At 39.6% G+C, this 682-nt stretch carries 1 pseudogene; it reads right to left on the reverse strand.

The window, feature by feature from the left end:
• A pseudogene (locus tag IEY42_RS22540) lies at positions 1–681 on the reverse strand (IS3 family transposase); the annotation flags it as partial.
• Between the last annotated feature and the right edge of the window lies 1 nt (position 682).

Below are 682 nucleotides of genomic sequence, written 5' to 3' on the forward strand. Positions count from 1 at the left end.
ACGCTTGATTGGCGCTCTGAAAATCAAAATTCTGTGTGAGTTCATTATCGTATATTGGCTTATTGTGTTCACTATTCGTCGTTGCTTTATACTTTTTCTTGTAGCGCACCCAAACGTTTGCCTCTTTCATCAATTGTGCTGTTTTCCTGCGCCCGACAGGATAATCAAGCGTATTTAATGCTTTTTGAATTCGCCTTTCGCCATAGGTATTATCGCTAAACTCAGCAATATTCTTTACCCACTGGAGCAACTCTTGATGCTCTGTATCAACAGACTTTTGTGGTTTTCGCTTTTGATAACTGTAGTAGTTATTGTTTTTTACACCCAACACGCGACACATTACTATCACAGGCCAGATCTTCTTATTTTGGGCAATAAACGTGTATTTTACTTCGTTTCTTTGGCAAAGAAGACCGTCGCTTTTTTTAATATTTCACGCTCCATTTCTAGGCGTTTGACTTGTGCTTTTAGTTGACGAATTTCCTTCTGCTCAGGTGTTAGCTTGCCGTTTCCTCTGAATGCATGACCATCATCATTTTCGGATTCTTTTATCCAGCGACCGAGGAGCTGAGCACTCACTTCTAGATTTCTTGAAGCTTCAGCAATGCTATAATTTTGCTCTCTTACCAGCGCAATGGCATCAAGCTTAAACTCTTTTGAATAGGTTTTACGTTTAGTCATT

Origin of the sequence: Shewanella algicola (assembly GCF_014648035.1) — a bacterium.
GTDB lineage: Bacteria > Pseudomonadota > Gammaproteobacteria > Enterobacterales > Shewanellaceae > Shewanella > Shewanella algicola.